The organism is Mucilaginibacter sp. AK015, from assembly GCF_014200785.1.
GTDB lineage: Bacteria > Bacteroidota > Bacteroidia > Sphingobacteriales > Sphingobacteriaceae > Mucilaginibacter.
In genome coordinates this window covers 1,415,156-1,440,206 of sequence record NZ_JACHCV010000001.1, presented here as the reverse complement: position 1 = coordinate 1,440,206, position 25,051 = coordinate 1,415,156, and the positions used below count along the sequence as shown (strand labels likewise).

General features: G+C 46.5%; 20 protein-coding genes. 18 read left to right on the top strand and 2 right to left on the bottom strand.

The features are described from left to right. Positions 1-3 precede the first annotated feature (3 nt). On the top strand, positions 4-1,056 hold the full coding sequence (locus tag HDC91_RS06360; protein ID WP_183549455.1) for an alpha/beta fold hydrolase: 1,053 nt from the start codon (positions 4-6) through the stop codon (positions 1,054-1,056). A 39-nt stretch (positions 1,057-1,095) separates the two neighbouring features. Beyond that, entirely contained in the window at positions 1,096-1,554 is a 459-nt protein-coding gene (locus HDC91_RS06355; RefSeq protein WP_183549453.1) for an organic hydroperoxide resistance protein, read from the top strand. A 54-nt stretch (positions 1,555-1,608) separates the two neighbouring features. On the opposite strand, the gene HDC91_RS06350 is transcribed toward HDC91_RS06355, so the two are convergent. Further along, the gene (locus HDC91_RS06350; protein ID WP_183549450.1) at positions 1,609-2,196 is read right to left on the bottom strand and encodes a TetR/AcrR family transcriptional regulator; all 588 of its coding nucleotides are present in this window, start codon (positions 2,194-2,196) and stop codon (positions 1,609-1,611) included. 6 nt (positions 2,197-2,202) lie between these two features. After that, a complete protein-coding gene (locus HDC91_RS06345; protein ID WP_183549447.1) occupies positions 2,203-3,801 on the bottom strand; it encodes an ABC-F family ATP-binding cassette domain-containing protein in 1,599 nt (532 codons plus the stop codon). Positions 3,802-4,011: 210 nt separating this feature from the next. On the opposite strand from HDC91_RS06345, the gene HDC91_RS06340 reads away from it, so the two are divergent. The 16 genes from HDC91_RS06340 to HDC91_RS06265 all read left to right on the top strand — a co-directional run bounded on the left by HDC91_RS06340 (position 4,012) and on the right by HDC91_RS06265 (position 24,985). Beyond that, on the top strand, positions 4,012-5,031 hold the full coding sequence (locus HDC91_RS06340) for a sensor histidine kinase (protein WP_183549444.1): 1,020 nt from the start codon (positions 4,012-4,014) through the stop codon (positions 5,029-5,031). Then, the gene (locus HDC91_RS06335) at positions 5,012-5,776 is read left to right on the top strand and encodes a LytTR family DNA-binding domain-containing protein (RefSeq protein WP_183549441.1); all 765 of its coding nucleotides are present in this window, start codon (positions 5,012-5,014) and stop codon (positions 5,774-5,776) included. Before HDC91_RS06340 ends, HDC91_RS06335 begins: the two co-directional genes overlap by 20 nt. 352 nt (positions 5,777-6,128) lie before the next feature. After that, positions 6,129-6,986, top strand: a complete 858-nt coding sequence (locus tag HDC91_RS06330; protein ID WP_183549439.1) for a hypothetical protein — start codon at positions 6,129-6,131, stop codon at positions 6,984-6,986. A 195-nt stretch (positions 6,987-7,181) separates the two neighbouring features. Continuing rightward, on the top strand, positions 7,182-7,751 hold the full coding sequence (locus HDC91_RS06325; protein ID WP_183549436.1) for a DUF4255 domain-containing protein: 570 nt from the start codon (positions 7,182-7,184) through the stop codon (positions 7,749-7,751). After that, positions 7,748-8,575, top strand: coding sequence for a hypothetical protein (locus HDC91_RS06320; RefSeq protein WP_183549433.1), 828 nt, complete (start codon positions 7,748-7,750; stop codon positions 8,573-8,575). Before HDC91_RS06325 ends, HDC91_RS06320 begins: the two co-directional genes overlap by 4 nt. Before the next feature lie 24 nt (positions 8,576-8,599). Beyond that, entirely contained in the window at positions 8,600-10,177 is a 1,578-nt protein-coding gene (locus HDC91_RS06315) for a phage tail sheath C-terminal domain-containing protein (RefSeq protein WP_183549430.1), read from the top strand. A gap of 32 nt (positions 10,178-10,209) precedes the next feature. Then, on the top strand, positions 10,210-10,683 hold the full coding sequence (locus HDC91_RS06310; protein ID WP_162431702.1) for a phage tail protein: 474 nt from the start codon (positions 10,210-10,212) through the stop codon (positions 10,681-10,683). Continuing rightward, positions 10,646-11,152, top strand: a complete 507-nt coding sequence (locus tag HDC91_RS06305; RefSeq protein ID WP_162431703.1) for a phage tail protein — start codon at positions 10,646-10,648, stop codon at positions 11,150-11,152. Before HDC91_RS06310 ends, HDC91_RS06305 begins: the two co-directional genes overlap by 38 nt. Beyond that, positions 11,152-11,319: a DUF5908 family protein gene (locus HDC91_RS06300; RefSeq protein WP_183549427.1), complete on the top strand. Its 168-nt coding sequence runs from the start codon at positions 11,152-11,154 to the stop codon at positions 11,317-11,319. Before HDC91_RS06305 ends, HDC91_RS06300 begins: the two co-directional genes overlap by 1 nt. An 11-nt stretch (positions 11,320-11,330) precedes the next feature. Continuing rightward, the gene (locus tag HDC91_RS06295; RefSeq protein WP_183549424.1) at positions 11,331-12,014 is read left to right on the top strand and encodes a hypothetical protein; all 684 of its coding nucleotides are present in this window, start codon (positions 11,331-11,333) and stop codon (positions 12,012-12,014) included. Next, positions 11,998-13,797 (top strand): type VI secretion system tip protein VgrG, encoded by a 1,800-nt coding sequence (vgrG, locus tag HDC91_RS06290; RefSeq protein ID WP_183549421.1) that lies wholly within the window; start codon positions 11,998-12,000, stop codon positions 13,795-13,797. The genes HDC91_RS06295 and vgrG overlap by 17 nt, the downstream gene beginning before the upstream one ends. Positions 13,798-13,802: 5 nt before the next feature. Continuing rightward, on the top strand, positions 13,803-14,105 hold the full coding sequence (locus HDC91_RS06285; RefSeq protein WP_162431707.1) for a PAAR domain-containing protein: 303 nt from the start codon (positions 13,803-13,805) through the stop codon (positions 14,103-14,105). Continuing rightward, positions 14,098-14,526 carry a GPW/gp25 family protein gene (locus HDC91_RS06280; RefSeq protein ID WP_183549418.1) on the top strand — a complete coding sequence of 143 codons (429 nt, stop codon included), beginning with the start codon at positions 14,098-14,100 and terminating at the stop codon, positions 14,524-14,526. The genes HDC91_RS06285 and HDC91_RS06280 overlap by 8 nt, the downstream gene beginning before the upstream one ends. 1 nt (position 14,527) lies before the next feature. Then, positions 14,528-18,193 (top strand): hypothetical protein, encoded by a 3,666-nt coding sequence (locus tag HDC91_RS06275; protein WP_183549415.1) that lies wholly within the window; start codon positions 14,528-14,530, stop codon positions 18,191-18,193. Beyond that, positions 18,190-20,784, top strand: a complete 2,595-nt coding sequence (locus HDC91_RS06270; RefSeq protein ID WP_183549412.1) for a hypothetical protein — start codon at positions 18,190-18,192, stop codon at positions 20,782-20,784. Before HDC91_RS06275 ends, HDC91_RS06270 begins: the two co-directional genes overlap by 4 nt. Further along, positions 20,771-24,985 (top strand): contractile injection system tape measure protein, encoded by a 4,215-nt coding sequence (locus HDC91_RS06265; RefSeq protein ID WP_183549410.1) that lies wholly within the window; start codon positions 20,771-20,773, stop codon positions 24,983-24,985. Before HDC91_RS06270 ends, HDC91_RS06265 begins: the two co-directional genes overlap by 14 nt. Positions 24,986-25,051: the final 66 nt, after the last annotated feature.

The following is a 25,051-nucleotide window of genomic DNA, read 5'->3' as shown; positions in this document are numbered from 1 at the left end:
GCTATGAAAGAAATTACAACTGCCGGCCGTCGCATCTTAATAATTGCAGCCGCCGTAACGATAGTTATCATATTGCTAAGCAGTTCAGATCTGTTACGAGCACAGCCAGTGCTTAATCAAAGTACCGCTCAGCAAACAAGTCCTTCCGACACCGCTTTCACAAAAATTAAGCAAACCAAAGCTGGTGTGCTCAACGTAGGTTATGCCGAAGTTGGGCCGGTAAACGGTAAACCGGTTATCCTACTGCATGGCTGGCCATATGACATCAACAGCTATGCGCAGGTTGCACCAATACTGGCAGCACAGGGATATCTCGTTATAATACCCTACCTCAGGGGGTATGGCAGCACCACTTTCCTTTCCGCGAAAACAATGCGAAACGGACAGCAGGCAGCGCTGGCGGTAGACGTAATTGCCTTGATGGATGCCCTTCATATTCCAAAAGCAACCCTGGGCGGCTTTGACTGGGGTGCCCGTACGGCCGATATCGTTGCCGCGTTATGGCCCGAGCGCGTAAAAGCTTTGGTATCAGTAAGCGGTTACCTGATCGGTAGCCAGGCAGCTAATAAAGCTCCACTGCCTCCAAAGGCAGAGCAAGCATGGTGGTACCAGTACTACTTCGCTACCGAGCGTGGCCGGTTAGGTTACGAGACCAACAGAAAGGATTTCGATAAACTGATATGGCAAACTGCCTCTCCTGAGTGGAAGTTCAGCGATGCGGATTACAACCGCTCAGCTTCGGCCTTTAATAACCCCGATCATGTGGCCATCGTCATACACAATTACCGCTGGAGGTTAGGCCTTGCCACAGGTGAACCACAATATGATGAGTTGGAAAAGAAACTGGCAACCGGTCCTGCAATAACTGTACCTACGGTAACCTTAGAGGGAGATGCTAACGGAGCACCACATCCGGCCCCTGCCCAGTACGCAGCGAAATTCAAAGGCAAGTACGTGCATCACACCTTAACAGGCGGTATTGGCCATAATTTACCGCAAGAAGCGCCGCAAGCATTTGCCAACGCTATTAAAGAGGCTGACGCGCTTGCACAATAATTGAATAGTTAAATATTAGTAAACGATAACCTTGATCAAATGGAAAATCAAAATGTGATCAGCAGCGCCAATACGGCAAATGCTGAAATAAGCAAAGTATTATACACCGGCAAAGTTCATATCACCGGCGGCCGTGAAGGTAAGGCAACCAGCAGCGATGGCCGTTTAAATATCAGCCTTTCTACACCCGGCGGCCCCGGTACCGGCACTAACCCCGAGCAATTGTTTGCTGCCGGCTGGTCCGCCTGCTTTATCGGCGCGATGAAGCATAATGCTTCCGGCTTAAAAATAGCCTTACCTGCAAATCTGGCTGTCGACGCCGAAGTCGCCTTAGGTAACGGCGACGGCGGTTTTCAATTACAGGCCCGCCTTAAAATCAGCCTGCCCGGACTGACTGCAGAACAAGCCAAAACAGTAGTAGAGGCCGCGCACCAAACTTGTCCTTACTCAAAAGCAACACGTGGCAATATTAACGTGGAGATCAATGTAGCAGTTTAACGGCTATTGTGTTTGATTGAAGCGGAAGCGGGCTTGAAAACTGCTTCCGCTTTTTTATTTAAACATCATCCGGTAGATCAGTTCCCTGCGCTCAGCAATTAGTTGATCAAATTCCTGATGGTTCATCTTAAAGAACTGGCGGTAAATTGGCGACATGATAACCGGATAAGAAAGCAAAGAGAAAAGGTTGATCAGAAAATGCTTAGGATTCATCTTTCCAATCGTTCCCAACTGCATTTCCTTTTCAATTTCAGTTAGAAAAAAAGATACGGGGCCCTCATCAATTTTAGTCACCAGGCCATGACCGACAGTATTCATCTCCGTGACCAGGAAGACTTCCTGATAAGGGTATTCTCTCATTTCCGTCGCAAACGCATCGATCAACATCTCTATTTTTTTTCTGAAAGGCATCTTAGCCGACATGATGTTTCCTAAGCGCAGGCTTAAGGCCTGCATGGATTCTTTAAAAACTTCGGCAACAAGCTGATCTCTGGTTCTGAAATAATAGTGCAGTGCGGCGCGGTTTACGCCGGCGGCAGTAGCAATGTCCTGCGTAGTGGCATGTAGTTTTCCCTCCGCAAAGAAAATGCGTTTGGCCGTGGCTTTGATTAATTGTTCGGTTCCGTTGTCTTTGGCTGGCATATGTTTTTAAAGAATTCTTTTTATCTCAATAGTTTGGTCAAGACCTATCTCTTCCGTAAAGTAGCGGTCATGGGATATCACCAGCAACGTTCCATTAAAATCCTTAATCGTTGAAGTAAGTACTTCCAGGCTTTTCACATCCAGGTTGTTGGTCGGTTCATCCAAAATCAGTATATCCGGCGTGTGATTACTTACCGATAGGCAGCATAGCGAAAGTTTCATTTTTTCACCGCCGCTTAACACCCCGCAATTTTTGTCCCAGGCCTGGCGTTCAAACTGTGCATAGATCAATAGCGATTTGAGCTCGTGTTCCTGCAAGTTTCGGCTATTGTAATGCTGCAGCTGCTCATAAACCGTCCTATCAGGATTAATAATCCTGTACTCTTGATCGAGGTACAGGTAAGTGAAGTCTGCCCGTCTGATGCTTCCGAGACTCGCTGTCAGCATTCCGGTAATTAATTTAAGTAAAGTAGTTTTACCCGCGCCGTTATTGCCTTTGATATGTACCCTGCCTCCTGATCGAATCTGAAAGATAAGCGGTTGCCACAGCGGACCGTTACCAAAATCGTAAGTCAGATCAGTCGCATCCACCAGCACTTTGCCCTGGTGAAGATCAGACGGTCCAATGTCAATTTTAAGTACCTGGTATTGCTGTATCTGCCCACGGATATTCCTGATATTGTCACTGATGGCCGAAAGCTTTTCATCCTGGACATCCAATGCTTTAGCCGTACTGCCTTCGGCTTTACTTTTTAAACCACCTGCAATAATCCTTGGCAAAGACCCTGATTTCCCTTTAGCTTGTCCGCGCGATTCTATCTTTTGCCGTTTTTCTGTCACATCGCGTGCTTTTTGCCGGGTTTGCTTTAACGTTTTTGATTGCTCGTGCAGGTCGTTTTCTAAAGCATTCAGTTTGCCTTCTTTTTGTTCCCGGTAGAAATCAAAATTGCCACCGTATACTTCAATACCGAATGGGCTTAGTTCAAATGTTTCGGCAAGCAGGTTAAGCAAAGTACGGTCATGACTTACCGCCAGTAGTGTTGCCTTGATATTACTAATCAATTCATATAGTTGCTCGCGGCTACGAACATCGAGGTGGTTGGAAGGTTCATCAAGCAGAATTATTTCAGGGGCATGAATATCAATCCCTGCAAGGAATACTTTTGTCTTTTCACCCCCGCTAAGGTCTGCCATTTGTTGTTTAGGCAATAGATGACCAAGTTGCCATTTGCTTAAAGCTTCACGTACCTTATCTTCAATTTCCCAATCATCTTCCAGGTTGTTAAAGTGTTGCTCGTCAATGCTACCTTCTGTAATTGCTTTTATAGCTGCTAACTTATGATCAACCTTTAGGGCTGCTGCAATTGTTAAGCTATTATATTGACCTAAGTGCTGTGGTACATACCAGGGTGCCGATGATGTGAAAATATTACCTGTCGATGGCTGCGATATTCCTGCTATGAGTTGCAACAATGTAGATTTTCCGGCTCCATTATTACCTACCAACGCAGCTTTCTCGCCCTTATTTATCGTAAAACTAATTTGTTCAAATAACCGCTCCTTATTAGGGTGACGGTAAGATAAGGTACTTATCGTTATACTCATTCCGGTTCAAAAATAGTATTTAATCTTTTTTGTTTAACAAAAATGTTAAAATCTATGTATTAAGTCCTTACTTTTAAGGGCGTATGTTGTCCATTTGGGGAAAGGAAATGTCTGCTTCACGCTCATAAGCTGGGTTAAAGGAACATCTAACGCGTACTTTTACGAAATTGATAGCTTTGTTAAACAATGTTATCTTCAAGGGTTGTATAAATGAAAAACTCCAGGCTTAAAATATCACACGCCACTATTTGGATCAGTTCTGTCATACTGGGCTTGTTGTCATCAGTACCGCAACTAGCTTCGCACCAATTCAATCCGCTTGAAGCGGCGGTAAATGCGGGGCTAACCGGCTCTTTTGCCGTATTGATGTGGTATTTCAACATTTATATGTTATCGCGCAAGCCAGGTAACAGGCGCCGGCAAAGTATCTCGTATAGCAAATTGTTCAGCTCTTTATTATTCGGCCTAATCGTGATGTTTGCTTTGGCCTGGGTGCAGCAACTGATTCTTTCTCACATCAATTTCGGCCCTACCATGCTGATGGTCGAAGTGCGCGGTATACTCATTAACCTGGTCTTTTACATGTTCTTAAATCTGCTGCAACAGAACTATGAAAACCAGCACGTGAGCATGGAACTGGAACGCATCAAAAGCGACAACCTGGCAGCGCAGTACGAATTGCTGAAGCAGCAGATCAATCCGCATTTTTTGTTCAATAGCCTAAACACCTTAAAGGCGATGGTAGAATCCGGCGACGAGGAATCAGTGAATTTTATTCTCAAACTGTCCAACTTCTACCGCTTTACTTTAGAGAGCCGAAAACTGGACCTGATCTGTTTAAGCGAGGAAATGGAGATTGTGAACGCCTATCTTTTTCTGCAACGGGCGCGTTTCGATGGTGGATTTACATTCACCAGTAAGCTAACCGATCGGACGTTAAAAACCCTGGTTCCTCCTTTTACACTGCAATTACTAATTGAAAATTGCATTAAGCATAACGTCGTATCGTTACAGCGCCCGTTGCATATTAGTATTTACGAAGATAGCGAGTACATAGTAGTAGAAAATAAACTGCAGGTAAAAAAAGGCGAGGTGAGATCCACAGGTGTGGGCTTGAAAAATATTGGGTTACGTTACAGCCATCTGCTGGAAAAGGATATTGAAATTATTAATGACGACAAAACTTTTAAGGTAAAACTTCCGCTTATATATGAACATTCTCATTATTGAAGACGAACGACGGACGGCTAAGTCGCTCGAAACCATTATTAAAGATCTCAAACCCAACGCACGGATAACCGGACAATACCAAAGTGTAGAAGAATCGGTAGCAGCATTGAGCAATGCAGCAGCACAACCGGATCTGATCTTTATGGATATTCAGTTGGCTGATGGCTTATCGTTTGAAATATTCAAATCTGTAAAAATCACCTGTCCGGTTGTATTCTGTACCGCTTTTGATGAGTACTCGCTGGAGGCATTTAAAAGCAATGGTGTTGATTATGTACTAAAGCCGTTCTCTAAAGACGACATCAAAGAAGCATTACGAAAGGTGGATGAGCTAAAAAACTTTTTTCAACAAAAAACTTCGCCCGATTTAGAAAGCCTGCTCTTAAGGCTTAACCCCTCTAGCGGGAAAACCAGTTTTCTGGTTTTTAAAAATCAGAAATATACGACCGTGCAAACAGATCATATTGCGTTCTTCTACATCAGAAATGATTCCACCTCGATAATGTGTTTCGACGGGCAGGAGTATGCGCTTAACCAATCACTTGATACTATTGCTGCTTCTGTTTCGGCTAGACAATTCTTCAGGATTAACCGGCAGTATCTGGTCAACTTCAGGGCGATTAAGGAGGTAGAGCACTATTTTCTGCGGAAGTTATATGTTAAACTGATTATCGAAACACCGGAAAAACTGCTGATCAATAAAGAGAAATCGCACAGCTTTCTGAACTGGATGGAAGAGCGGTAAAATTCTTGCTCAAGTGATTAGTCTGATTTTTTCATTTCCTGGTTAGCTCAATCTTCCATACACAGGTAACACCTGTGCGTTTAACCCTTTGCAGGCCTTCCGGTAGATCGGTTGGGCGGCGCGCCACGTTAAATGCCCAAGTTTCAAAAGTAAAAAAAGCTGATTTTGCCCTTTGTTATTTTAAAAACCTGTCTTATCTTTAATTTCTGCTTGCTTAATGGTTAAAATTAGCAAGATAGTTAATACCTAAACCCGTCCTGATGAAAGCCCCTTACATTATAACCTTTTCCCGGGTGCATGTAACGTATAATATCCGCGGGATTGCTGTACCTGACCTGCATACTGAAAAAGGATGATGGCAGAGAAATCAATAGTAATAGGTTGTGATGATACCGACCGGCTGACCTTATTGTTGAGTGCTTTTAAAGAAACCTGCATGTTTAAATTCCGGATAACATCCGTTACCCGGGGTGTCGATCTGTTCAAGATCACCAAGGCGGTTGAACCGGATATTATCGTACTGAGCTTTTGGAACAACCAATTGGTTATCGATACCTGTTTCCAGGTTTCAGCAAATAAAACGCCCATGTTGTGTGTGACCAGGGGCATCGAGATAGAGCGGCTGTGCTGGTCAGCACAGCACATTATGTTTACTTACTCCATCGAGCACATTAAAATAAAAAATCACCTGTGCTCGTGTATAAATTCTATCTTTCTTCTGCAGCACGAATCACCCGCCGCGGTGCCGCTTGCGGCAGTTGGAATGCCGGGGGTCGATCCGGCCGCGGTCGCCAGCCTTAGCCGCTATATTATGGAGCTCGACCAAAAGTCAGTGCTCTTAACTAAAGTGAAAAACCGGATCGCCGACATTCACGAAAAAGCGGATAATTCATTAAGAAGCGAACTAAGTTCCATTGTTAACGCAATTAAAATTGCGCAAAACGATAAACACTTATGGATAGACTTTAAACTGCATTTTGAGCAGGCAAACCCTAACTTTTTTGGGTTTTTAGCGGCCAGGTACCCCTATCTCACTCCAATCGACCTTAAGTACTGCTGCTACCTCAAAATGGACATGTCTTACGACGACATCAGGAACCTTTTAGGCATAAACCAGGAGAGTGTGCGCACGCATACCTACCGCCTAAAAAAGAAACTTTCCCTTACCCGGAGCGAAGACCTCAGAAAGTTCCTACGGTCAGCGTGCTGATCATCAGCCTTTATTCTTCCGCGATATACAAACCAGGCGGCGCTTTACCGTCGCCGTTTTTTGGTGTCTATGTTTTGTCTATCCGGATATTATTTTGCTTCGCGATGTTCATGATTGGTATACGCCGGGTTTTAGTGCAACTGTTTTGAAGGTCGTAATTTTACTTTATCCGTTAGGGTAACATAAACAGCTACTATGATAAACGAGGCACTACAGTTTATAGTTCAGGCTTTGAACCAGGCGCTTAAAAACAATTTTCTGTCGGATGAAGACCTTGTTGTTATGAACAACGTAATTCAGGCGGATGGCACGATACCCTTTATCAATCAAAATAAGGTGGTGCTCTCGCTTATTAATATCGAAAAGGAGACCAATAAGCCGTTTAATACCTATAAGCGGCCGTTAGAAGATAATAATTATGCTGCGGGCAGTCCTTCCGAATATTATAACCTTGATATTCTTTTCAGTTCGAATTTTGATGACTATAGCGAATCGTTAAAAATGCTGAGCGCAGTTATTGCCTATTTCCAGAGCCACACTTCGCTTACCCCTGCCGATTCATCTGCAATACCCGCCGGTATAAAAAAGCTTGATGTTGATGTAGAAAGGCTGGCTTTTCATCAAATGCATAGTTTATGGACAGCCATGGGTGCAAAATATCAACCCTCTATCCTCTATAAGGTAAGGTTACTAAATATACAATCGGGCCAGGTGAAGGGAACGGTTGCGGCTGTTACAAAAACAGAAAAAATGGTTACGCAATGAAAGTTAACTGCAACATATTTTTTGAACTGATGACCAGGCACGCATACTACGAATCGGGTTGGTGCGAGTGTTTTAGTTTTATTGCAGACGAAGGTACAGCACGTTTATTTAAGCGCTACCAAATAGGTATTGCAGCAGTCGCAGGAGGCTTTAAACTTTACACGTTTGGCAGGGGCTTAACAAACCTGGTAGATAGTTTGAATGCAGCAGGCCCCGGGTTTTTCCAGATAAATATCAATTGCAGCGACCCCACGTTTTATAACTTCACCGAACTGCCTACTAATTGGATAGGGAGTATGGAATATAACACGGCATATACATCTGCAGCAACCGCAAATGCTGCAAAGCTTTATGCGAAGCTGCTGCCTGATGCGCAGCCCGGCTACGCTGGTAAAATCATCATAAATTTTAATGATCTTACATCATTGAACGGGCGGCCGTCATTTTACATTGAATTTTCGCCGCGGGCTACGCAATGGCAGTATTATGTTATTAACCAAAGTGCGGTATACCTTTCGTCGCCGGTTATAGAAGATAAGCAGCACCAAACCAGCTTTGAGGGGCCGCAACAGGTAACAACGGTGATGGGGCAGCCGGCACTGTTCTTCTCATCTGGCCAGCGCCTGCTGCCGCTGAGCAACTGGCCTAAATATAAATTTAACCTTTTAGACCGCCTGCCGCCCAAAAGCCAGGGCACGGCTGCCGCTGCAACCACGGCCAAAATGGTATTTAAGGGTTTGCCGAACCCCGATCCGGGATATGTTAGCCCGGTTTTGGTTAATAACCGGCAGCAGCTTTCGTCACCGATGTACGTATACTTATAGTTAGCAATTTTTAAAACATACTTTATGAACCTTTCAACAATCGCGTCTCCCGGAGTTTACATCAACGAACAGAATGCATTCTCTAACTCGGTGGTCCCTGTGGCTACCGCCGTACCCGCCTTTATAGGCTATACGCCCCAGGCCGTATATGAGGGTAAATCTTATACCAATGTTGCGTTTAAGATAACGTCATTTGCAGATTTTCAAGCAATTTATTGCTATCCGTCGCCGCCGGCACCGGCTCCCGCCGCCAAGCAGTACAACCCGCAGTATTACCTGGTAGCGCAAAAAAGCCAGCCGGCAACAGGTAATTACATGCTTATTAACGGTACCTATTACTCGTATGTACCAGATCCGAACTCTATATACTACCTTTATAACAGTATCATGATGTTTTACCAGAACGGTGGTGCCGATGCCTACATCGTTTCGGTAGGCTCTTACGGTGCAACCTCGGGTAAGCCTGCAAACCCGGGCGACCAGATCGTAAACTCGAATGTGCAGTTAAATGACCTGCTCGGCGGCCTAAGCATCCTGCAGAACGAGGACGAACCAACCATGTACATCTGCCCCGAAGCCACCCTGCTATCGCTGGCGGATAATGGCAACCTGATGCAGGAAATGCTTTTGCAAAGCTCAACAATGGGTACAACAATAAGTGTATTTGACATTATAGGGGGTAAAGCACCCGACCCGATACTTTACACCAACGACATTACGAATTTCAGAAGCAGCACCGGCTCTAACGGGCTTAGTTACGGTACTGCTTACTACCCGTTTATCGGCACCAGTATCATGCAGCCCGGAGATATAGATTATACCAACCTGTTTGGTGGCGATACCAAACAGCTTGCACCCATAATCAATCCCGCCTCGGCGCCCGATCCTACAACGGCATCAATTTTAAGCACCATACAGTCGGGTACTTCTACCATGACGGTTCAACAGTTAAATAACGCGCTTATAATAGCCAATCCTGTGTATAAAACTATCATTAACAGCATCCTGCTCGACTTGAACATACTGCCGCCAAGCGGAGGTATGGCCGGTGTAATGACCACTATTGACCAGGCAGCCGGTGTTTGGGAAGCGCCCGCGAATACATCAATAGTAGGTGTATCATCGCTTCCTATCAAGCTTTCCGAAACGCAGCAGGCCAACCTGAACGTTGATGCATTATCGGGTAAATCTGTTAACGCCATACGCTCATTCAATGGTATAGGCATATTGGTTTGGGGTGCGCGCACGCTGGATGGTAACAGCAACGACTGGCGCTACCTGCCGGTCAGGCGTACCATGATCATGCTTGAACAATCTTGTAAGCTGGCGGCACAGGCCTATGTATTTCAGCCAAACGTTAAAAACACCTGGGAGGCTGTAAAATCCATGATCGGCAGCTTCTTAAACTCTATATGGAAACAGGGCGGGCTAATGGGCGCCAGCGCGTCTGATGCATACAGTGTTGATTGCGGATTGGGATCGACAATGACCGCCGACGATATACTTGCGGGCTTTATGAACGTAACCGTAAAAGTATCGCTAGTACATCCTGCGGAATTTATCGTGATCACCTTCCAACAGGAGATGGCAGTATCAAGCTAACCAATTGTATTACAACTTAAAAATATAAGATAATGGCAACAGACAACGGAAGTGCAGAAGGCTCAACATGGCCGATGCCGAAATTCAGATTTGAGGTAGACCTTGGATCGACCATGCAGAAGATAGCCTTTCAGGAAGTATCGGGCATGGATGTAGAACACCAGATAATTGAATACAGAAACAGCAACAGCCCGCTTTTTTCAACCGAAAAAATGCCCGGTATAGTTAAATATGGCAATGTGACCATGAAACGCGGCGTGTTTGTGAACGACAACACGTTTTGGAACTGGCGCTCGCAAATTGCTATGAACACCGTTGCCAGGCAAACGGTGGTAATAAAACTGCTTGACGAAAACGGCGATATAACCATGCAATGGCAGTTGTTGAACGCATGGCCAACCAAAATTACCAGTACAGACCTTAAATCCGACGGAAACGAAGTAGCGGTAGACACCATAGAAATTGCACATGAGCAACTCATCATTACCAACGGTAAGTCCTCATAATGATTACCCGGTAAACTTTTACTTCCAGGTAGGGTACAATAACGAGAACATCGCGTTCCGGGAAGTATCGGGCATATCGCAGGAAATGGCTATTGAAGAAGTAGCCTGTGGCGGGGAAAACCGGTTTAAGTACCGGTTACCCGTTATTGCAAGTACCAAAAACCTGGTGTTGAAAAGCGCGGTTTTGCCGCAATCGTCAACCTTTAACACCTGGTGTTTAAATACGTTATCGGGCGGGTTTAGCCAGTCTATAACTACTTGCAATTTACTGGTTGATCTGTTGAACCCTGCCGGGCAGGTTTGTTTGGCCTGGACGTTTAACGCTGCCTACCCGGTAAAATATTCGGTGTCAGATCTTAACTCGCAGGATGGCAGCATCATTATTCAATCGGTAGAGCTGGCTTATACGTTCTTCCAGGTGACTACTAATAGCATTGTTTACCCAACACCATCATCAAATAACTCATAATGGCTATAGAGATCAGAGAACTGGTAATAAAAACACAAATAGTGTCGGGGCAATCGCGGCAACAGGCAATAAGCGACCGCGAAATACAGGCGCTGAAGCGAAGCGTGATAGAAACCTGCCGTGAAATGATCAGGGAGAGTAAAAACAGGTACCGCAACAATCGTTAAACATCACAAAAATGCCATTAGAACCTTTGCAGATATCCGGTTTCTCTGATGAGAACTATCAGAGCTCAGTAGGCGACCCATACGAGGTGATGATAAACCCCGAATCGGTAAAGCTGCAACGAAGCATCGACTATAACGAGCAGCAGCCACCCGATTCAAGTTCATCTGCGCAAAAGTATAAACACACCGCAAGCGATAAGCTGAGCTTTGATATTGTTATTGATTGCACAGGTATTGTAGACAGCACCCGCGTTAATATGGCGCAGGAAATAAGCACCCTGGAGAACATTGTATTTATTTACCAGGGAAAAATTCACCGGCCAAACTACGTGCAGATAATATGGGGGAAGAATACCATGTTTCAGGGGGTGCTTAACACAATGGATATATCGTATACGCTCTTCCGGCCGGACGGGAGCCCGCTGCGGGCAAAGGTATCCCTTACCTTTAGCCAGTACCTTTCGCCGGTCGTGATCAGCAAGCAAGACGCAGACGAGTCGCCCGATCTTACGCATTTAGTTACCGTAACAGATGGGCTTACCCTGCCGCAAATGTGCAACCGGGTATGGAACAACGAAAACTATTACATACAGGTAGCCAAATTCAACGGCCTTAATAAGTTCAGGGACCTAAGGGGAATAGGAACCCTGGCGTTTCCACCAATAATCCCATCGCAACATGTCGCAGGCAACTAATATAACAAGCGGCGGGCTGGTATCTTTCAGCGTTACGGCGGGGGGGGCACCCGTGCCCGATACGGTACGTATACTATCCGTCAGGGTAGAAAAACGCGTGAACAGGGTGGCATCTGCACGCATCATCATTCTTGATGGTGAGGCGGATACCGGTACGTTTGATGTAAGCTCGTCGGCCACGTTCGTCCCTGGGGCGGTTATAGCAGTACAGGCCGGATATGATAACGCCGAGCAGGTGATTTTCCAGGGTATAGTCACCGGGCAGCGCATAGTTATAAACGACTTAGTTGGTTCGACCCTGGAGATAGAATGCCGCGATCAGGCCATAAAAATGACCGCGGGGCGCAAGTGCCTTACCTTTTCTCAGCGAGCTGACAGTGATATTATTACAACAATAATAGGCACGTACGATGGCCTGAGCGCTGACGTCACATCAACGAGCACGCAATGGCCCGAACAGATACAATACTACACAACCGACTGGGATTTTATGCTTGCAAGGGCGGAGGCAAATGGCTTGATAGTTACTACCATAAACAATAAGGTAACCGTGGCACAGCCAGATGCCGGTACAAGCCCGGTACTAACCATTGCCTATGGCAATAACCTGCTTGAATTTGATGCCGACCTAAACGCCTTAACGCAGCTGCCCGGCGTAAACGCTACCAGCTGGGATTATAAAAACCAGGCGGTAGGCACTTCATCTGCCCAAAACCAGATACCGGGGCCCGGCAACCTGAGCTCATCAGAGCTGGCAGGCATGGTCGGGATAAACCAATACCAGCTGCAAACAACCGCGCCTTTGGAAACCACCGACCTCACCGGCTGGTGCAACGCGCAGGTAATTAAAGGCGAATATGCCAAAATACAGGGGCGCGTACTGTACCAGGGTTCGGCATTGGCAGATATTGCCACCTATATCACCTTGCAAGGTGTAGGGGACCGTTTTACGGGCAACCATTTCGTATCGGGCATAACACATGACCTCTCCGACGGAAACTGGACAACCGAAGCGTCACTAGGCCTTTCCCCAGCATGGTTTACAGAGGAGCCCGACGTAATGGCGCCTCCGGCATCTGGCCTGCTGCCCGGCGCGCGCGGTTTGCTCAACGGAACCGTAAAACAAATAAACGACGACCCCGACAACCAATACCGTATACTGGTGAACATACCCTTGTTTGACCAGAACGGCGCAGGTATATGGGCGCGGTTATCCAACTTTTACTCCACCTCAAACGCGGGCGCCTTTTTTTTACCCGAAGTAGGCGACGAAGTGGTGCTGGGTTTTCTTAACGAGGACCCGCGTTACCCGGTTATACTGGGCAGTATGTACAGCAGCGCCTCGCTCAAACCATACAATACGCTGCAGCCAAATCAAAATAATACCCTTAAATCTATTGTGTCAAAATCGGGGCTGTATGTGCAGTTTGATGATGAGAACGTTGTGCTGACGATAAACACCCCCGATAAAAACACGATGATATTCAGCGATAAGGATAAGCAGATAACCATCCAGGACGAGAACAACAACAGCATCGTAATGTCGGCCGACGGTATCACTATAAAAAGCGAAAAGAACATAAATATCCAGGCCGATCAAAAGGTTAACATTACCGGCAGCCAGGGAATAACCCTAACCGCAGATGGGGGCGACGTAGAGATAAGCGGGGTTAACATAAAAGAAACAGCCGATAGCCAGTACTCGGCAATGGGCAGCGAAACCGCACAGATAAACAGCGGCATGGAGCTAACCCTGAAGAGTGCAATGATCATGATAAACTAAAGCATATGCCACCAGCAGCCAGATTAACCGATTTTCATGAGTGCCCGATGGAAACACCGGCGGTACCGGCGCCTATACCGCATGTCGGCGGCCCGGTTGTTGGGCCAGGCGAGCCAACGGTACTTATTGGTGGCCTGCCGGCGGCCCGGGTAGGCGATATGTTAACCTGCGTTGGCCCGCCCGATTCTATCGTAAAGGGGTCGGCAACGGTTTTAATAGGAAATATGCCGGCGGCAAGGATAGGCGATACAACGGCTCATGGCGGGTCGATATTATTAGGTGATTTTACAGTTGAAATAGGTGGATAGTCATAAGATCGTAAAGGAAAAGAATTTTTTGGGATCGGGGTGGTCGTTCCCAGTAAGTTTCTCTGCCGAAACGTGCCAGGTAAGCATCACGGCATACGAGGAAAACATCAGCGAGTCGATAAGATTGATCCTGTTCACCGCTACCGGCGAAAGGAATATGGAGCCGCAATTTGGCTCTGGGCTGCAGAAATATTTTTTTAAGAAACCGAGCGAAACACTAAAAGGCGAGCTGATTAATACAATTAAAATGTCGTTACTCATCAACGAACCCAGAATAAATGTAACCGGTGTTGATGTGGAGTTTACCGACATCTTAAACGGGATGCTGGAAATAACGATAAATTACATATACATACAAACCAATACAAGGCATAATCACACCTTTCCATTTTCATTAATGGAGGGTACCAATTTAAAGTGAGATGATAAGCGGGACAGATCAAAACAGTGCATACAGTTCGTTAAAGGACTCCCTTATCCCTTCTGCTAATTTAATAGATGGCAGGAGCGAGGAAGATATGCTTTGTTTCCTTTCCAAATTCGCTTCTGTTATTAATTTTTATAACCAGGATAATCTCGTGCAGGGAAATTGGGCCCCACTTATCTTAAAAGATCCTGTTTTCCTGACCGCCATGATCAGCAGGATACAAAGCAAGGAATTATACGCCCGGTTTGGCCATAACTGCCATACCCTTAAAACATTGCTTAATGCCGATGGTACAAATAGCGATAACAGTGCTTTTATCTCCTTTACATTTAACACATTATTTGATCAGATAGCAGAGGTATACGGTTATTTCAGAGACTGGATATACTACATGGAACGATCGCATACCCGCTACGAATTTAAAAGGTTTGTTACCACCAATATCCGCGATATTTACAGCCAATACTTTTGGGCGCTGATTGCCCTGAAAGAAGCAATGCATAAAACCCGCATTGTACGCGCTATAACCGCCCCCCCTAACCTTGCAGACGAAAGCTACAGCTATACCGAGCAAATTATATGGCAAACCGGGATGGGCAAGGCACCGTACTGGGAAGTGCTTGATATGGGGCATCGCATTACATTTAAAACGCAGCCCCAAACCTTGCTGGATGTTTTGCAAAAAACAGGCGAAATAGTTTTTGATTTTCTGGACAAGTGCGTTAGCTATGCCGCTACGGAGTACACCTATCTGAAACAAAAGAAAAGCAGTTACCCCGATACCCTGTTGCTGCGCGGATTTGTCGACCTTCTAAAAATTCACCAAAGCCAGCTTAACGATATTTCAAAAAAACACCTTGATTTTTATTACCGGGATATTTTGTTGCAAAGGCCGTTACCCGGCGCTACGGATAGTGCTTACTTGTGCACAACGCTTAGTAAGCCCGGGATGCTGTTTACATTGCCTGCCAATACCTTATTTAGTGCCGGCACAGATAGCTGGAAAAAACCGGTATTGTTCTCAAACCCGCAACCTGTAACGCTCAATTCCGGCGTGGTTACCGATCTTAAAACGCTTTCAATTTCGCCGCTAAACGGCGGGCAGGGTATATATTTGAACACGGTGTCCGCTCCGGGCACGGTAAAAACCGATCAGCAAGGCAGCATCATAGGGTTCGATACCTTCGGTAATACGAACAATCAGGGTACGCAGGCAACCGGCGGAATAGCCTTTGCATCGCCCATGTTCTTACTGAAGGAAGGCATCCGCACCATTACCATGACCATGACCTGCACTAATGAAGTTGATAGCTCGATATTTGACAGCGCCGAATTTTACTTTAGTACGGCTGCCAGTTGGCTGGCTGTAAATGCCGTGCCGCTGCCGACACCGCCCGGGCCTGCAAAAGTAGTGGTTCTGCGGGTTCAATTGGATGCAACGCAACCACCTGTCGAGCCGTTCAGGAAAAATCCGGATCTATTAGATACACAATGGCCGCTTTTTAAAATACAGTTTCAGCAGGTTCCCGATCTGGCTAACCCGCCGGTGATCAAAAAAATAGAAATTGATGTTTTAGTGAACGGCATTAAAAGCCTGCAGCTTTATAACGACTACGGAACGCTGAGTACAAAAGCACCCTTTCAGTTTATGGGCCCGGCACCCATGCCCGGCAGCAATTTTATTGTTGGCAGCAGCGAAATATTCAGCAAGCCGGTAAAAAGCTTTTCACTTGAAATAGACTGGAACGGCCTCCCGGCAGACTTTAAAACTTATTACCTGCAATACAACCAATACCTGGAAGGGGATATGAACCTGCCGCCTGCACCAAAGCCATGCTGGTTAATAAAGTTGAAAGACAGCATTACCGGGAAAAAGCCGGAAATAACAGACCAAAAACAGCCGAACGCGGTTTTTGATAACTGCTGTTTTACGGTGGCGTTTCAGCTGCTGCAAAACCGGGTATGGACAGATTTAGACCTGCGTAACAGCGGCGCCTGCATTATCGATGCCGGCGCAAGCGACATTAATGTACCCCCGGCACCAACAACCCTGTTCGCTACAACAAATAACGTATTGGATACAACGTCCACCTTTTGTTATATTGCCACAGGGGATGCAATAGTACCTGATGCCACCCTGCAGGGCGCATCTTTAAAGTATACAGGGCAAAACGCATCCGGTTTTTTGAAGATGACACTTAACGGCCCCGGTCATGGCTTCGGCTCGTTGTTGTACCCGGCTATTGTTTTCCAAATAACGTTGGATAACGCCCAGCAGATAGCTGATAAAAAGGCGGCCACTTTTACCGCCCTGACGCCAAAGCCTTTTATCCCAAAGGTGACGGCGGTGTCGGCCACCTACAGCGCAAATACTACCGTAAATTTTTCGACGCCGGATAGCACTAACCCGTTGCAATGTTTTATTTACACGCCTTTTCAAAATTACAAGGTATTTGATGCTGCATCAGGCGTTACGCAGTACAACTATACGTATAGCGATGATAATAAAGTTGATGACACCGGTATACCTATGTTCGCACCGCTAAGCAGCGCCGGTTATCTTTTTACAGGGCTCGATAAGCTTGTTGCGCCCGGTCCGATCAACCTTTACTTTGAACTGGCCCGTGTATACGCCATAACCGGAGGGGTTACCGCTATTTCTTATTCTTACCTGAGCACCACGGGGTGGAAAAAGTTGGAGATACTCGCCGACGGTACAAATAACTTTAGTTGTTCGGGCATTATTAAAGCCGATATACCGCCGGATATTGATTATAACGGCCTGCCGGACAACCAGGGCAAGTGCTGGTTAGCCATATCGGTATCTGCCCAGCCGCAAGCATACGCGCAAACCGTTTTTTGCGCTACAAATGGTTTTATCGCGCGCCGTACCCAACTGCAACAGGGTGCAGCCGTAACGCATATCCCGGCGGCCACCATCTCCAAAACCTCAACTGCCGTTCCGCAGTTGGGCGTTATTCAGCAACCGTTTGCATCTTTTGGCGGCAAGGTTAAGGAAACAGATGTGCTGATGAACCTGCGTGTTAGCAATCGCATTAAAACCAAGGACAGGGCAGCCGCTGCCGACGATTTTTTCCGGATCATCGTGCAGTCTTTTCCTGATATTTTTTACGCCAAAACTGTTTTCAACAAGAGCACCAATGTCAACCAGGTATACCTGGTTAGAGCTTTCGCAGGGCCCGAAATTACGGGCGCCTTTACGCCCCTTGTTACCGCCTGCGCCGAAAAGCAGATACGGGAATTGCTGGTCGCAAAGTCGTCATGCTTTGTGAGCATAGGTGTAGCTAACTTTAATTTTCAATTTGTAAAAGTAACAGTCGACCTGGTTGCAAAACCGGCGAACGGTACTAACGAAATAGCGGCGCAGGTAGGGCAGCAGCTCGATTTGTTCCTGTCGCCATGGATCTCCTCAACAGGCCAGCAGGTTACTATAGATGCAGCCATAACTACGGCACAGGTAGCCGCCTTTGTTGCCGGCCTGCGCGGTGTTCAAAAAGTAAACAACGTGCGTTTGCAAACCTGGACAAACCCCGCAACTGAAATCGCAACGGTAGCTTTTACAAGCAGTGTTAAGCCCTTTGATCCGTCAATGCTGCTGGTATCCAATCTCGGTCATAATATTAATTGCAAAATATCATGAAACAGCAGTTATTTATAATCGATAAGCCGCTACCGGAAACGCAGGATTTTCAGGCGCTAAAATCGGCAGGGCTTGCGTTTCTTAAGGAACACAGCGGCGGCGAGTGGACAAATTTTAACGCCAGCGACCCGGGCGTGACCATATTGGATCAGGTGTGTTTCGCGCTGACCGAACTGGGGTATTGCAACGATTTTCCGATAGAAGATATCTTGACAGATGCTAACGGCCGTATCGTTACCAACGATCAGTTCTATTTACCGCAAGCCATCCTTACAACCAGTCCGTTTACTACCGATGATTACCGCAGGTATTTGATAGACAGCAATAAAGCCATTAAAAACGCTATAATCATTGTATATCCGTCAATACCGCCTTTTATGAGGTATATATATCAATCCTACCTTTTGCTTGATGAGCGCCTGACCGAGACCGAAAAGAACGATGTTTGTACCGAAGCGTATTACTATCTTAATAAAAGCCGCAATGCGGGAGAGCTGTTTTTTACTCCCCGGCCGTTTCAAAACTTGCTGTTCAGCATAAGCGGTAATATTGAAATAAACAGTACCGCCCGTGTTAATCAAATACTTACCGAGATAAACAGCGCCATACAGCAATATATTTTCCCGGCCGCTGTACAGCACGGATTTGAACAATTACGGCAGCAGGGATACAATACCCAGGACATATTAGACGGGCCCGTGCTTAATAATGGCTGGTTTACCAACCAAACCCTGGGTACACCAAAGGCAAAGCTTAACACGATGGAACTGATGGAAGTTATCAGTAAAGTAAAGGGCGTCAGTGAAGTAGGGCAGCTGAGTATATATGTGTGCGGCCAGATGATGGAACAGATAATATTATCGCCCAGCCAACTGCCTGTGTTAGACGGTTCGGCGTCGCTCTCAAGCGGCCTGCGTATTACTTATAAGGGCGCTGTTATCCCCGCCGACTACAAATTTACAGGACCTGTAAAGCCCCGCGGTATAAGTACAGGTAACGTTTACCTTGATATGGGCAACGAAAACAGCCAGGTAAAACCGGGTGTATACCGCGATATTGAAAGTTATTACTCTATCCAGAATACATTTCCCGCCATATTTTCTATTGGCGGCGATGTAGCCGACGGCAATACCACAAAATACTCGGCAGCACAGTCGCGGCAGTTAAAAGCATACCTCACCCTGTTCGACCAGGTGCTTGCAAATCAATTTGCGCAGCTGGCCGGTACCGGCCGCTTGTTTTCGTTTCGCAACTCGCTTACCGCCGATACGTTGGATGAGGTATCCTACTACAGTACCTTAAACGCCGAGCAGCGCCTGTTCTCCGAATATCCGGCTCCTTATGTTTGCTTTTCACCAACGTATTATTACCGCTCGCTTTACGACGTGCCAAACATAAGGCCGCTGTTAAAAGATAATGATGTAAAGCGCTTTTACACCGGTCAGCAAACGCAAAAAGAACTCGATTACGATAGCTGGGAAGCTTTTAAACACGATCCGTATAACGCTTACATCCATGGCTTATCAGCGTTTATGGAAGATGAGAATACCGGCATTACCCGCCGCAACGCAATGCTCGATCATTTGCTGGCCAGGCATGGCGAATCGCCCTTAACCATCAACGAAATGCTCAAAGGATCGGTATACAGCGGTAACGGCGCTAAAGACCTGGTTATATTTAAAAGCCTGTATCTTCAAAACCTGGGCCTTTTATCTTATTTCAGGTACAAAGGGTATAATATGCTGGCCGCAAAAAAAATAGCCGGGCTACCCAAGGCAGTTCCGACGGATTTTGAACACCGGATATTAAACGGCAACGACCGCGACTTTATTTTTGATGCCACCAAAATAGACGAGCTTGAAAAACTTACCGTAACCGATTTTGATAACTACTCGGCAATAGAGTTAAAAATGTGCCTGTTTTTTGGCCTGCGGATGCTTTACCTCAACTTTATACTCTGTAATTTCGATAAGGGTGCAGAAGGTACCGACCTGCGGCATGCCCTATGGATGATAACCGAGCGTAAAGGCTTAATATTTATCGAAAACTGCCTGCTGCAAAGGAGTATATCTTATCAGATTGTGATTACCAGGGAGGCGGCTTACGGACCATATCTGCAGGTGGCCGGGGAACTGGATTATAACCAGGCATGGGAGGTAGTGCAGGCGCTTACCGATAATAAACAACATCTTGATGATTATGAGTATAACGGACTGGATGTAAATGGGATACACTACAGGTTTTTAACCGCATCAGGCGAACAGCAACGAAATAAATACTTTAAGCAAATCCCGCACTCTGCTTATTACTTCACGGTAAAAATAGACGGTAAAAAGGAGATCGAAAAATTTGATGAGTTCCCGGTTTTTAAAAGCGACGTCGAATTTATATTCCCTGATTTTATTCTACCAACCGATAAGCCCGCCTTTGAAAAACGGATACAATACTTTTTACAACAAAGCCTGCCTGTGCACCTAACGTACGATGTTCACTTTTTAGGCACCGAACAGCTTGACGCTTTTATACCGGCCTTTGTTTACTGGCATAACCAATTGATTTTTAAACCAAAGCATTATCATGAGGCAGCGTGAAGGGCATATCGTATCAACGTTGAGCTGGGACACCACGTTTGACAACAGGGCGCTGGGTTTCGACCTCCAGAACCGCTTGAGCCAGTGGAGCAGGTTTGTTATGCCCGGTGAACTCGATTACGTTTTTAAGGCGGTTTGCCCGGAGGGGATGTCCCTATCTATTCATTCGCTGGAAATAGATTTAGGAGAGATTGAAGTTAACGAACTTGAAGCACAGCTTAAGAGAAGACTGGAAGCAACCCTCAGAGAGAAACTCGCCGACATGCTGAGTTATCCGGTGCCGGGACAAAACCTTAAGCTTGTTAAGCAGACCCTTGCATCGATAGAAAGCCTGCGACACTTTCTGATTAACGGCACGATGCCCTGGAACTATAGCGGGGGTGATATTAACGCGCTTGTAGGCGTCCTATTTAAGGAGCAGCCACACCAAACAATTGAGTTACTGCGCGAAACCGGCACGGTGTACACGGCCACCAGAAAACGCATGGCCTGGCAGTTTAACGAAGCTAATTACAACGCCACGATTCGCGGCTTTGAGCCCGTGAGTTACGACCAGATCAACTGTCTGTCGGCTGAAATGGTGCGCTTGCAGCATAAAGAGCAGTTTGTGCGCAGCAGCGTTGCCGATTTAGAAAAGGAAATAAGGCTATGGATACTGAATTACCTGCTGAGCGACAGGGGGACGATATTTAACAACCTTGCGTTCATGAAAGATATTCTTGTGCAAATGGCCCATCGCCATAACATTGCCTATTGCGATCTGCTGCTGCTGATAGAAAACGCCATTGTAAAACCAAACCTCGCGTTTAATGTAAAGGGCGATTTCATGACGGTGATCAATATGTTGTCGGAGCAGCAACGACATACCGCGGTTAGCCTGCCTGATAACAATTTAAACTTGCCCGATAGCACTGCTGCCCGCCGGAAGCAAGTGCGCGCCGGAAACCCGTCCCCGGCACAATTTGCCGCATATATTGTAAACGCCGGGTATCCTGACAGCCATTCATCGTTGCAGGCTTTACCGGTCGATGTTAAATACTGGCTTAAGAACGCAACAGGCCTGGATGATCATTTTATGGCTGTATTTTTTAATGCCTGCCAATACACCTTACCCTGCGCCGTGGTGAAGCTGGTGCAGCTGTTTACGAAACTTCCCGGCGGAATACCGCCACTTGCAGGCCGGTATAAAACGAGGGCAATATGCGTAGCATACCTGCTAAAGTACAGGCAACAGATAACTATAAAAACATTTTTGAGCTATTTGCTGCAACAGTGTGCCAACATTTCCGGCACTACTACTACCCAAGTATATAATACGCTGTGCCGGGTAATAATGGCCTCGCGCTTTCAGGGGCTATCTATGGCCGACTTTGCCCATCTGGCAGCTGTACCGGCTGGGATGAACTATATAAAAAACGATAAGGCGCCATTTGCGGCTATTGTTTATAACCTTAATACTTATACCCTGCAAAATGCAGGCGACCGTACCGGTCGCGATTTTTTAAGGTTGCTTCGCGCCGATCTGAAAGCGCTTATCCGGCTGGACGAGCACAGGGTGCTGCAGTTACTAAGGGCATATAAAAACAAGGCGTTTTTGTTCGGCCCGTTACGCCTGCTAACTGACAACTGGTCGATTGACAGGCTACTCCGGGCGGGTAAAGGCGCAAATTTTGGGGTGGTAACGCAATTTATCAAGATCACAGGCAGCGATAGCGTTTTGGCGGGCAGCAAAGATGTTGCGTGGCTGCAAAGAAATGTGCTGACACTGGCTTTAAAGTCGCTGATACTGCAACCCGGGCTTTCCGCAAAATTGCTTGCTATGCAGCTGGCAGAACTGGCGGAACGATCTGGCCGGTTTACACCGGAATTTGTTACATGGCTGAGGGACCAACTAAGCCTCGAACCATTACCGGCAGAACGCCGCCGGCAGCGCCGGCCAACCGCAGCACGAAGCGGGAGTAACACCGAAACGATTGAATTGGTAAATACCCTTCTGCTGGATGAGAATACGGCTCCTGATGCTGTTCAGGAAATACTGCAGCAATATCATTTTAACCACCCGGTTATACAGGCCATCAAACAAAACACCCATTTGTACCGGTTACTATTGAACAGGCTTTTTAGCAATGGTACACAACAGGTAACCCGTTTAGTCAGCACCGTCCTTGCCCGTATTTGCAGGACAACACCGAATGTGAATAAAGTATCGGTGCAAAGGACGTTAACTGATCTGTTTTGGCAGTGCATTTTAGCGACTGGCTGGTACAGGCTTGGGTTTAGGGGTTTTAAAAAGAACTTTGAAGCGGCTGTACGCTATCATTACCCGGGTATCGTAACAGGTTCCGATTGGGTACGAGTCCGTGGTCAAATTTACGGTGCCCGGCATAATTTTGCAGGTTTGGCAAATATAAGCCATGCAGCACTGGCAAAATCCCTTAAAACAGCCATTGCTGCCGGTGCCGACACACTCGCAGGTGGCCATCAAAGCATAACTTTTACAGATGTATTGTTCCAAATAATGACCGGCGAGGGCGATCCCCTGAAATTTTCCGCAGGTCTTGCTTTGTCAGATCAGGAGATCCTCCGATTTATGCAAAAAGTCGACCTGGAGCAGGTCCTATACCGTTTAAACATCAGCAAACCGTCTTTATCTCAACGCATAGGCGATCTCGCCTTTATCATCCTGCTGCTTGATGCATCCGGAGGGGGCGTTGATAATGAGGCTGCCATGATGAATGTTTATAGACAGGCATTATTGTTCAGCAGCGGGCAGGGAAGCTGGCAGCCCGCGCTGGATAAACTGCTCAAGCAAACCGTCGCGCTGTTAAAAACAAACGCTGCTTTGAGCAACAAAACCGCCGTAAAATTTAACGCCGCAGGGTTTGGCATATCATCAAATATGCGACGGAGCTTTATTTCACGCGCATCTGCATCACAGCAAAAGTTCATTGCCAAGTTAAATGAAGCCGGCTTAAAAGTGCTAAAAGCATCAGGCACTGAACTGCCGTTAACTACCGCCGGTAACCTGTCGCCGCAGGCTGTAAAAACATTAAGCAAAGATGTACTTCGCGCGCACCAAACTAACGTTACGGAACAGCTGCTATACATGGTTGTTACCGGGCAGGATGTCCCCACCTGGTTTGCCCCGCGGCCACTATATAGCGCCGCAATGCTTGCTGAAGAAATTGTGGCGCGACATCCCCTTACGTTGCTTAATATCTTAAAAAGCGAACGCTTAACAGGGCAAGAATATGAGCAGTTAGCCGCTGTACTGCCCTTTCAACAGCTTCAGTATGTGTTGTTGGTTACTAATTGCGGCAGGTCAGTTATATATGAGTTGGAACGCGTGTACAACGCACTGGGAGAAATGGCTTTTGGCGCTGTAACAGGCCGGCATATACAAATGCTGCTGTACCGCAAACTATTGCTCGTGATCAAATCGGGCAACCGGTCATTAATATCGGCCGGTCGCATATGGCAGGAGCTTATCTGGGATATGCAGGTTAACTTCAACATACCGAAAAGTGATTTTATAAGACTGGCGGCAAAAAAAGCGAACCTGCTTCCCCCGGGTTACCGGGCAGCACTGGGGTTAATTATCGCAGCCGGCGAAGCAAAAGCTTTAAAGGACAAATTTATTAACACCAAACCCCTCACCGAAATGCCAATTATCCAAAAGCCCGCCGGCGTCACAACAGAGCCGGTTCCCGTAAAAAATGCCGGCATGGTGTTACTTAGCGAATACATCCCCGCGCTATTCAGGCATATGAGGATGTTAAATGGGCAAGTGTTTGTTAATTCGGAGGCCAGGTTAGCGGCTGCGCATGTGCTTCAATATGCCGTTACGGGCCTAACGCATACGTCAGAACAATATCTTCCGCTTAACAAGGTGTTTTGCGGGCTGCCGCTGGCTGAGCCCGTGCCGGAGGGTATAACGCTTACTGCCGGGCAAAAAGAGCTTATTTCAGGTATGATACGTAATATGGTAAGCCAGTGGCCGGTAATTGGCAAAACAAGCGTAGAGGGTTTCAGGGGTAACTGGCTGGTACGCGACGGGCTGCTACGTGAAACGGAAGAAAGGTGGGAACTGGCTGTAGAACCAAGGCCCTACGATATATTGATCAATCAGTTCCCTTTCTCTTTTTCAATTATAAAATATCAGTGGATGGATAAGCCCCTTCACGTAAAATGGAAAATATAAAAACGAAATTTATGAAACCTGATAGCTTAAAAATGGACAGCAGCTAACCCATGTAACTGCAAAGCG

Excerpts from the sequence above, each read along its gene's own strand:
- HDC91_RS06360 (WP_183549455.1), top strand. The coding sequence starts at position 4 with ATGAAAGAAATTACAACTGCCGGCCGTCGCATCTTAATAATTGCAGCC.
- HDC91_RS06355 (WP_183549453.1), top strand. The coding sequence starts at position 1,096 with ATGGAAAATCAAAATGTGATCAGCAGCGCCAATACGGCAAATGCTGAA.
- HDC91_RS06350 (WP_183549450.1), bottom strand. The coding sequence starts at position 2,196 with ATGCCAGCCAAAGACAACGGAACCGAACAATTAATCAAAGCCACGGCC.
- HDC91_RS06345 (WP_183549447.1), bottom strand. The coding sequence starts at position 3,801 with ATGAGTATAACGATAAGTACCTTATCTTACCGTCACCCTAATAAGGAG.
- HDC91_RS06340 (WP_183549444.1), top strand. The coding sequence starts at position 4,012 with ATGAAAAACTCCAGGCTTAAAATATCACACGCCACTATTTGGATCAGT.
- HDC91_RS06335 (WP_183549441.1), top strand. The coding sequence starts at position 5,012 with ATGAACATTCTCATTATTGAAGACGAACGACGGACGGCTAAGTCGCTC.
- HDC91_RS06330 (WP_183549439.1), top strand. The coding sequence starts at position 6,129 with ATGATGGCAGAGAAATCAATAGTAATAGGTTGTGATGATACCGACCGG.
- HDC91_RS06325 (WP_183549436.1), top strand. The coding sequence starts at position 7,182 with ATGATAAACGAGGCACTACAGTTTATAGTTCAGGCTTTGAACCAGGCG.
- HDC91_RS06320 (WP_183549433.1), top strand. The coding sequence starts at position 7,748 with ATGAAAGTTAACTGCAACATATTTTTTGAACTGATGACCAGGCACGCA.
- HDC91_RS06315 (WP_183549430.1), top strand. The coding sequence starts at position 8,600 with ATGAACCTTTCAACAATCGCGTCTCCCGGAGTTTACATCAACGAACAG.
- HDC91_RS06310 (WP_162431702.1), top strand. The coding sequence starts at position 10,210 with ATGGCAACAGACAACGGAAGTGCAGAAGGCTCAACATGGCCGATGCCG.
- HDC91_RS06305 (WP_162431703.1), top strand. The coding sequence starts at position 10,646 with ATGAGCAACTCATCATTACCAACGGTAAGTCCTCATAATGATTACCCG.
- HDC91_RS06300 (WP_183549427.1), top strand. The coding sequence starts at position 11,152 with ATGGCTATAGAGATCAGAGAACTGGTAATAAAAACACAAATAGTGTCG.
- HDC91_RS06295 (WP_183549424.1), top strand. The coding sequence starts at position 11,331 with ATGCCATTAGAACCTTTGCAGATATCCGGTTTCTCTGATGAGAACTAT.
- vgrG (WP_183549421.1), top strand. The coding sequence starts at position 11,998 with ATGTCGCAGGCAACTAATATAACAAGCGGCGGGCTGGTATCTTTCAGC.
- HDC91_RS06285 (WP_162431707.1), top strand. The coding sequence starts at position 13,803 with ATGCCACCAGCAGCCAGATTAACCGATTTTCATGAGTGCCCGATGGAA.
- HDC91_RS06275 (WP_183549415.1), top strand. The coding sequence starts at position 14,528 with ATGATAAGCGGGACAGATCAAAACAGTGCATACAGTTCGTTAAAGGAC.
- HDC91_RS06270 (WP_183549412.1), top strand. The coding sequence starts at position 18,190 with ATGAAACAGCAGTTATTTATAATCGATAAGCCGCTACCGGAAACGCAG.
- HDC91_RS06265 (WP_183549410.1), top strand. The coding sequence starts at position 20,771 with ATGAGGCAGCGTGAAGGGCATATCGTATCAACGTTGAGCTGGGACACC.